The following is a 7,956-nucleotide window of genomic DNA, read 5'->3' on the forward strand; positions in this document are numbered from 1 at the left end:
TCATAAGAGACAGGAACTGGCCTGCAAGACGGCCGACCTGGCGGCGGCCAGCGCCGCGCTGGCCGAACTGCACGCCGCCGCCCGCCGCGAGGTGCCCGAACTCAACCTGGAGGAACAGCTGCCATGAACCAGCCAACCGATGCCGCGCCGCTGATCCTGCTGGTCGACGACGACGCGCTCATTTTGGGCCTGCTGGCGCGCGCGCTGGAAGCCGGCGGCTTCCGCGTGCTGCTGGCCAGCAGCGGCGCGCAGGCGCTGGCCTTGCTGGCCAGCGCGGCCCTGCGGCCGCAACTGGCGGTGCTCGACATCACCATGCCCGGCATGTCCGGCCTGGAGCTGGCCGGGCAGATGAGTGGCATCCCCTACATGTTCCTGTCGGCCAACAGCGGTGGCGGCGTGGCCGAGCAGGCCGCCGCGGCGGGCGCGGTCGGCTTCCTGCTCAAGCCGATCGATCCGGCCCAGCTGCTGCCGGCGGTGCGGGCGGCGCTGGCGCGCGGCGCCGAGATCCAGAACCTGCGCGCCGAAGAACAGCGGCTGACCCAGGCGCTGCGCGACGGCCGAGAAACCGGCATGGCGGTGGGCATGCTGATGGAGCGCTACCGCATCGACCGCCACGCGGCACTGCGCCTGTTGCGCCAGCACGCCCGCTCGCACCAGCGCAAATTGAACGACGTTGCCGTCGAACTGATCGACGCGGCCGAAATCCTCAACGCGCTTACGCCGCCGCGCTAGACAAGGCGCGCAGGGCGGCGACCAGCTTGTCGAGATCCGCCGTGCGCGTGTACAGGCCGGGCGTGACGCGGATACAGGCGCCGCCGACCGGTCCCTTGCGCACCACGGTGAAGATGCCGTACTGCGCCACCAGCCGATCGACCAGCGCCTGGTTGGCCTCGGCCGTGGTGTGGCCGCGCAGGCGGAACGAGGTCACGGCGCCGTAGCTGCCGGCGTCGTCCGGCGTCAGGATCTGCAGCGCGGGCAGGTCGCGCACGCGCTGCACCCAGTGGTCGCGCAGTGTGCGCAAGCGCTGGCCGCGGTTGGCCACGCCGATTTCCGCATGCAGGCGCAGCGCGGCCGGAATCGTCATCAGGCAGGCCGCGTTCACGGTGCCCGAATGCACGCGCGAGCGGATGTCGGTGACGGCGTAATCCTCATCGCCGCGCTCGACGCCGATGTCCGCCAGCCGTTCCTTGCGGATGTGCAGAAAGCCCGTTCCCAGCGGCGCGCCGACCCACTTGTGCAGATTGCCGCCGACGAAATCGGCGCCGAGGTCGGGCAGCTTGAAGTCCAGCTGCCCCCACGACTGCGCCACGTCGACGATCACATCGACGCCGCGCGCCCTGGCGATGCTCACGATCTCCGCCACCGGCAGCACGAAGCCGGTACGGTGGTTGATGTGCGTGAGCAGCAGCAAACGGGTGCGCGGATGGGCGCGCAGCGCCTGCTCGTACACATCGATCGCCGCCTGCCGGTGCACCGGCTCCGGGATCTGCACCAGCGCGACCCGGGCGTCATGACGCCGCGCCAGATCGTTCATCGCGTACTGCATGGCGTCGTAATCGAGGTTGGCGTACATCACCGTGTCGCCCTTGCGCAGCAGGCGATAATTGCAGATCAGGTTTTGCAGCGACTCGGTGGCGCCGCGCGTGATCGCCAGCTCGTCGGCCGGCACGCCGGTGTGCGCGGCCAATTGCGTGCGCAGCTGCTCCATGCCGGTGCGGTCGAACTGCCGGCGCAGATAATAAGAGCTGTAGCGGTTCAGATAATCGACGTTGCGCTGGTACTCGTCCAGCACCGGCCGCGCCATGATGCCGTAGTAACCGTTCTCCAGATTGACGAACTCGCCGGCGACGTCGTAGCTTTGCGCCACGCGCTCCCAGTCGTCCGCCGAGGCCGGCGCCGAGGGCGCCGCATGCGCGCCCCAGGCCGTCAGTCCCGCCGCCGCGCCCAACAGCTTGCGCCGGTTTGCATCGAATGCCTCCATGCCCTCTCCTGCCAGTTTGCCGGTATGAGCGCATAATAAGCGAGTTCCGTGCCAACCAGGGAGATCCCGTTCATGCCAGATGCCGCCCGCCGCAGGGCCCTCACCAGCCTGGGCGCGTTGCTGTTGCCGACCGCCGCGACGGCCGAGTCGCCGCCCGCGCCGCTGCGCCTGACGGTGGTCAGCCTGCTGCCGTGGGCCGGCTACACGCCGCAAGGTGAGCCCACCGGCGCGCTGATCATGCTGGTCAGACAGTTGGGCAAACTCAGCAGCGTACCGATAGCCCCCCTGGTCGTGCCCTACAGCCGCGCGCCGCACATGCTGGCCGCCGGCGCCGCCGACCTGATGCTGCTGATCGACATCAGCACCATCGGCACGCCGCTCGAATGGCTGGGCGCGGTGGAGATTATGATGTTCGGCCGCAGCGGTTTCCGCTTCCAGCGTCTGGACCAGCTGAGCGGCAAGACCGTCGGCCACCTGCGCGGCGCGCGCTACAGCCCCGACATCGACGCCGCCCCCGGCATCGTCAAGCATCCGGTCGACAGCTACGAACAGGGCGTGCGCATGCTGCTGGCCGGGCGGCTGGACGCCATGTTCGGCGTCGGCGACAGTATCGAATACGCGCTGCGGACTTTGCAGGTCCAGCCGCAGCAGGTCAGCCCGCGCTACCTGCTGGCGCGCGGCAAGGTGGCACTGTACGGCGATTCCGCCTTGCCGCCCCCCTACGTTACCGCGTTGCAGGGTGCCTGCCGCCTGCTGCGCCAGGAACATGTGCTGGACCGGCTGCTAAAACGTCCGCGCCCGTTATAATCGTCGGATGCCATTCGACTGCCAATCCTGCGGCGCCTGCTGCGCCGTGTTCCGCGTCAGCTTCTACTGGAGCGAAAGCACCCTGCATCCCGACGGCGCCGTGCCCGCGCATCTGGTGACGGCGGTTTCGCCGCATCACGTGGCGATGAACGGCACGTTGCAAACGCCGGTGCGCTGCGTCGCCCTCAGCGGCGAAGTCGGCCGCTGCGTCAGCTGCGACATCTATCCCGCACGGTCCAGCACCTGCCGCAGCGTCGATGCCGGCGACGCGCAATGCCTGCGCGCCCGCGCCGCCGCCGGCCTGCCGCTGCCCGCCTGAAGCGTCGTGCTCTGACAAGTGGCATGGTTGTTTTCCTACGCCGTGCGCGCGGCGTCCCGGCTAACATCGAACCTCCCAGCATCCACGCCAGGAGACACTGCCATGTTTTCGCTCAAGAAACTCAGCCCGACCATCACCGACATGATCCGCTTCGACCATTCGCACGTGCTGGTCACATTCCATCAGTACACCGCTGACGCCAAACCCAAGGTCAAGCAAGCGCTGGCCGACACCATTTGCAACGCGCTGGAAATTCACGCCACGCTGGAAGAGGAAATCTTTTACCCGGCCATGCGCGGCATCGACAGCGGCGAGCCGGTACTGCAAAAAAGCGTTCCCGAACACAATGAAATGCGCCGCCTGATCGGCGAACTGCGCGCCACCGAGCCCGGCGACGTGCGCCACGGCCAGATCCTGCACCAGCTGATGCGCGACGTGATCCACCACGTGGCCGATGAAGAAACCGTGCTGCTGCCGCACGCCGAACGGCTGCTGGGCAAGGACCGCCTGAGCGAACTGGGCGCCGAAATGACCAGGCGCCGGCTGGAACTGGCCGGGCCGAAGGCCGGCAAACTGGCGATGGACACCGCGATCGGCTTCTCCGGCAGCACCACCGCGCTGGTGCTGGGCGTGGTCGGCACGGTGGCTGCGGCGACGCTGCTGACGAGAAAGGCGAAGGCGGCCTGAATGAAGGCGCCGTCGCCCCATGATGACAGCCACATAGTACTCAACTCGGCAGGAAAGCTGTTCAAGTATTCACGCATTTTTTGTACTATACTGCTTTCAAAAGAATTCCACGCACGGGATTTCAACGCCCAAGCGCGAACTCTACTTGATCAAAGCCAGATTAAGTCTGGCGGCGGCGATCGGCAGGGGAAATTGAGATGAACAAGATCGATCAAGGCGTCTCTCTCGACGAAGACAACGGCAACCCCTAGGCCGACCTTGGCTATCCTGATCCAGAAGAGATGCTGAAAAAAGCTGACTTAACGTATCGGCTTGGCCAAGCCATTTCGAACCTGGGGTTGACTTTGCAACAGGCTGCAGATTGTATCGACATGCCCGCGCCGTGGCTTTCAGACCTCCTGCTCGGGAAATTTCGTCATATCAGCCGGGGCCAGATTGCCACCAGTCTGGCCCGGCTTCAAGTCAGCCAAACGTGAACGCGAACGCTTCCGCCCCCTTGTCGAGGAAACGTACCTCGAAGCGGCGCTGCTTCACCTGGCCGCTCTGGCGCACCAGCTGATACAAACGGGTCGCATCGATCACGCCATTGCCGTCGGCATCGGTATCCGCGCCGTGGTCGGCGCCGGGCGCCCGGCCATCGATCGTCACCTGGATGCGGACCTTGGCGCCGGCTTTGCCCGGTCCCGCCACCAGGTGCAAATCGCGCGCGCTGAACTGGTAAGCCAGTCCTGCGCCTGGCGCATCCACCACCGCGCTTTCCGCTCCCACCACCCATTGCCCCAGCAGGCCCCACTGATTCATGCCAAGACGGTCCACCGCATAATTCAGCGCACGATCCGGACGCACGCGGGTGGTCGAGTGGAAGTTGGTCGCCTTGCTGTAACCGACATAGGTTTCTTCCGATTGCAGGCTGGCCAGATCGGGGGCCTTCTGCTCATCGTTGGAGCTTGGATTCACCAGCGTGCTGTCCACCGCCGCGCCGCGCGCTTCGGCCAGCAAGGACTGGATCGCCTTTTCGGTCTTGGCATAATCGCCTTCCCCAAACTGGTGGTAACGCACCTTGCCGTTGGCATCGGTCAGATAAATGGCTGGCCAGTACTGATTGCCCCAAGAGCGCCAGATCTCCTGATTGCTGTCAACCGCAATCGGGTAATCGATGTGGAAGCGGCCCACCGCGGCGTTGATGTTGACCAGATCTTCCTCGAACTTGAACTCGGGCGTGTGCACGCCCACCACCACCAGCCCCTGGTCGCGGTACTTCGCCGCCCACGCACGGATGTAAGGCACCGTGCGGATACAGTTGATGCACGAATACGTCCAGAAGTCGACCAGCACCACCTTGCCTTTCAGCTGCTGCGGCGACAGCGGCGCCGAGTTCAGCCAGGTGGTCGCGCCGGTGAAGCCGGGCGCGCGGCCTTCGACCGGCAGATTGCTGCGGAACGACGCCGTTTCCGCCGCCACCGCGCTCGAACCGCCGGCCGACAGCATGGACAGCGCACAGGCCGCCAGCGCCGCGCCGGCCATCATCGTCAAACTGCGTTTTTTGTTTGCTGCGGGGATAGGAGTATGCATGATAGAGCTCCAGATAAAAGATGATCAAATGGCGGGCTATTGCTGCGTAGCGCGCATGAAAGTGTCGAGTTCAAGACGGAAGCGCTGCGGCTCCTCGATCCAGCACATGTGTCCGCTGTCGGCGAATTCCACGAGGCGCGCGCCCACGATGCCGTCGGCCAGCACCTGCGCCTGCACTGGCGAACAAATGAAGTCGTGACTGCCGACCATGACCAGCGTTGGCACCTGCAGCTCGGCCAGACGGTCCCGGATCAGGAAATGCTTGTCGGTCGACGAGGTGGCGGCAAACGCGGCCAGCGAAATCCGGTGATCGTCCACGAACCGCGCCAGCACAGCGGCCGCCGGACTGTCGGGCTGCTTGAAGTACAGTCCGCCGATCTTCTTCAGAAACGCGCCGAGGTCCGCGTCGCTGTCCAGCTTGCGTGGTCCGGTGAAGGCCGCTACCGCATCGGCAAACTGCGGCATTGCCGCCAGCTTCGGCAAGGTACGCGCCAGATCCGCGCCGGGTTCTTCGACACCGAGCTGAGCATCCACCAGCACTAGGCCCGCCAGATGCCGCGGATACTTGAGCGCATGATTGACGGCGACAAAGCCGCCGTGCGAATGGCCCAGCAGGACAAAGCGGTCGATGCGCAGATGCTGGCGCAGCGCTTCCAGGTCATCGTTCATCACGCCGACATTGACGGTGGCGTAGTCGAGTGAGGGGCTGATCGACGCGCCACTGCCGCGCGGATCGTGCCACACCAGCGTGTAATGCGCGGACAGGTCGGCCAGCGTCTGTTGATACAGCCCGGAGCCGATGCCCCAGCCCGGCGCTTGGAGCATCAGTACCGGACCGCTGCCGAGCACCTTGTACCAGATGTCAGCGCCGTTGACGCGCAGCGTGCCTTCCGCATTTTCCAGATTCATCATGTGCTTTCAGTTGAGCTTGCTTTGGGTGAAGCGGCAAATTTACGGGCTTTTCCCGCGCCAGCCATCTCTCGATCGGATGAAAATTTCAGACTGACGCGATTAAAGCTTATGCGATTAATTTATACCGAATAAATCACAGCGTGGTGATGTCATCCGCGACTTCTGGATGGGTTTTGCGATAGGCAGCCAGCTCGGCCTTGACTTCCGCGCGGGTCTTGGCGGGGGCCACCTCTTCTTTCAGTTGCGGGTACTCTTCACCGACGGCGATCTCACCGCGCTGCTGGGCCAGGCGCAGCTCCGCCTTGACTTCGGCGCGAGTTTTGGTGGAGACGAAACCGGTGTAGCCCGAGTATTCGACACTTTCCTGCGCCGAGGCGGCAGCAGAAGCGAACACGGCAGCGACGAGGGACAGGGCGATGGCGGCGTTTTTCATGATATGGCTCCTTTGATTTGGTGGCTGGGCGTTGTTGCCCGATGAGTGAATAATACATCGCATCCGCTTTAATCGCAACGGATATTTTTAGACTTATGCCTTTTGGAAGGGATCTGGTTTGCAAAACCTTAAGCAGTCAGGACGCGTGATTTTTCCAATTGCAACGCAGCAGCAGATGGTTAGCGTATCTTTTTGAAGGCGGCACTGTGTTTGACAAAAAAGAGTCGATATTGGAGCGGCCGGCGCTCGGTGCCCACAAACGCCGCCAGTTGGAGCTCCAGTCGGGCATGCCGGCACAGCGCGGCGGGCATAAAGGGTTGGGCGGCGAGTACAGCCTGAAGGCCGTGTGCGACCAGGAAAAGGCCCTCGTGGAGCAATCAGACAAGGTATATCAACGTCTGTTCTCGCGCTAGCGCGTGAACAGGACGCCCTCTCATGTCGCTGGCCGATAAGAGCGGAACCTGATGCAGCATCCCGCGCACCGTAAGTGTCTGCCCAGTGACGTCTTGAGTGATTGGGTAATTTGATCGATGATGGCGTCACACCGCTGGGAAGCGGCGTCATCTCAGAGAGCTGCTGGCAGGTTGCAGTTCCAAGGCAAGAATTCATCAACCCGGTTGACGGGATGATCGGCGATATGCGTCAGCACGTGACGCAACCAGGCTTCGGGGTCGACACCGTTCAGCTTGGCCGTACCGATCAACGAGTAGATCGCGGCGGCCCGTTCGCCGCCGCTGTCAGCGCCGGCGAACAGATAGTTGCGGCGCCCGATGGCGACGCCACGCAAGGCGCGTTCGGCCGCCGAGTTGTCAATCGCGATGGCGCCATCGTCGCAATAGCGCAGCAGCGCCGGCCAGAGCTTGAGCGCGTACAGGATCGCGGCCGCCGTGTCGGACTTGCGCGATAGCGTGTCGAGCGTGGTACGCAGCCAGCGTTCCAGGTCGGTGAGCAGCGGGCGCGAGCGGGCTTGCCGAACTTGTCGTCGTTCGTCGGGAGGCTTGCCCCGGATCTCGGCCTCGATCACATAGAGCTCGGCGATCCGACGCAGCACCTCGGTCGTAAGCGGCGTCGCGCGCGCCGCGTGCAGGTCGTGAAATTTGCGCCTTGCGTGCGCCCAGCAAGCCGCTTCGCGGATCGTGCCGTCCGCGAACAAGGCGTTGAAGCCGGCGTACGCGTCCGCTTGCAGCACACCCTCGAACTTGGCCAAGTGGGTTTGCGGATGGATGCCCTTGCGGTCGGGCGTGT

General features: G+C 64.4%; 10 protein-coding genes and 1 pseudogene. 6 read left to right on the plus strand and 5 right to left on the minus strand.

The window, feature by feature from the left end:
* Nucleotides 1–123: 123 nt before the first annotated feature.
* Nucleotides 124–732, plus strand: a complete 609-nt coding sequence (locus tag E4L98_RS26655) for an ANTAR domain-containing response regulator (protein ID WP_135204563.1) — start codon at nucleotides 124–126, stop codon at nucleotides 730–732.
* Here E4L98_RS26655 and E4L98_RS26660 read toward each other — a convergent pair.
* Nucleotides 716–1,981 carry an aminotransferase class V-fold PLP-dependent enzyme gene (locus tag E4L98_RS26660; RefSeq protein WP_135204564.1) on the minus strand — a complete coding sequence of 422 codons (1,266 nt, stop codon included), beginning with the start codon at nucleotides 1,979–1,981 and terminating at the stop codon, nucleotides 716–718. The genes E4L98_RS26655 and E4L98_RS26660 overlap by 17 nt on opposite strands.
* A 72-nt stretch (nucleotides 1,982–2,053) precedes the next feature.
* Here E4L98_RS26660 and E4L98_RS26665 point away from each other — a divergent pair, with 72 nt between their 5' ends.
* From E4L98_RS26665 to E4L98_RS31350, 4 genes and pseudogenes are all read left to right on the plus strand, one after another.
* Complete coding sequence (locus E4L98_RS26665) at nucleotides 2,054–2,788, plus strand: substrate-binding periplasmic protein (protein ID WP_135204565.1); 735 nt, start codon at nucleotides 2,054–2,056, stop codon at nucleotides 2,786–2,788.
* A 7-nt stretch (nucleotides 2,789–2,795) separates the two neighbouring features.
* Entirely contained in the window at nucleotides 2,796–3,107 is a 312-nt protein-coding gene (locus E4L98_RS26670) for a YkgJ family cysteine cluster protein (protein WP_135204566.1), read from the plus strand.
* Between the two features lie 102 nt (nucleotides 3,108–3,209).
* The gene (locus E4L98_RS26675) at nucleotides 3,210–3,794 is read left to right on the plus strand and encodes a hemerythrin domain-containing protein (protein WP_135204567.1); all 585 of its coding nucleotides are present in this window, start codon (nucleotides 3,210–3,212) and stop codon (nucleotides 3,792–3,794) included.
* 263 nt (nucleotides 3,795–4,057) lie between these two features.
* A pseudogene (locus E4L98_RS31350) lies at nucleotides 4,058–4,270 on the plus strand (XRE family transcriptional regulator); the annotation flags it as partial.
* Here E4L98_RS31350 and E4L98_RS26685 read toward each other — a convergent pair.
* The 3 genes from E4L98_RS26685 to E4L98_RS26695 all read right to left on the minus strand — a co-directional run bounded on the left by E4L98_RS26685 (nucleotide 4,257) and on the right by E4L98_RS26695 (nucleotide 6,711).
* Entirely contained in the window at nucleotides 4,257–5,366 is a 1,110-nt protein-coding gene (locus tag E4L98_RS26685; RefSeq protein ID WP_135204569.1) for a thioredoxin family protein, read from the minus strand. The pseudogene E4L98_RS31350 and the gene E4L98_RS26685 overlap by 14 nt on opposite strands.
* A 36-nt stretch (nucleotides 5,367–5,402) precedes the next feature.
* Nucleotides 5,403–6,278, minus strand: a complete 876-nt coding sequence (locus tag E4L98_RS26690; RefSeq protein WP_135204570.1) for an alpha/beta fold hydrolase — start codon at nucleotides 6,276–6,278, stop codon at nucleotides 5,403–5,405.
* A gap of 133 nt (nucleotides 6,279–6,411) precedes the next feature.
* Nucleotides 6,412–6,711, minus strand: coding sequence for a DUF4148 domain-containing protein (locus E4L98_RS26695; protein ID WP_167761461.1), 300 nt, complete (start codon nucleotides 6,709–6,711; stop codon nucleotides 6,412–6,414).
* Nucleotides 6,712–6,869: 158 nt separating this feature from the next.
* Here E4L98_RS26695 and E4L98_RS26700 point away from each other — a divergent pair, with 158 nt between their 5' ends.
* Complete coding sequence (locus tag E4L98_RS26700) at nucleotides 6,870–7,124, plus strand: hypothetical protein (RefSeq protein ID WP_167761462.1); 255 nt, start codon at nucleotides 6,870–6,872, stop codon at nucleotides 7,122–7,124.
* A 152-nt stretch (nucleotides 7,125–7,276) separates the two neighbouring features.
* Here the strand turns inward: E4L98_RS26700 and tnpC are convergent.
* On the minus strand, nucleotides 7,277–7,956 hold a 680-nt coding region (gene tnpC / locus E4L98_RS26705; protein WP_135204573.1), incomplete at its 5' end, for an IS66 family transposase.

It is taken from the genome of Duganella callida (assembly GCF_004614165.1).
GTDB classification, from domain to species: domain Bacteria; phylum Pseudomonadota; class Gammaproteobacteria; order Burkholderiales; family Burkholderiaceae_D; genus Rugamonas; species Rugamonas callida.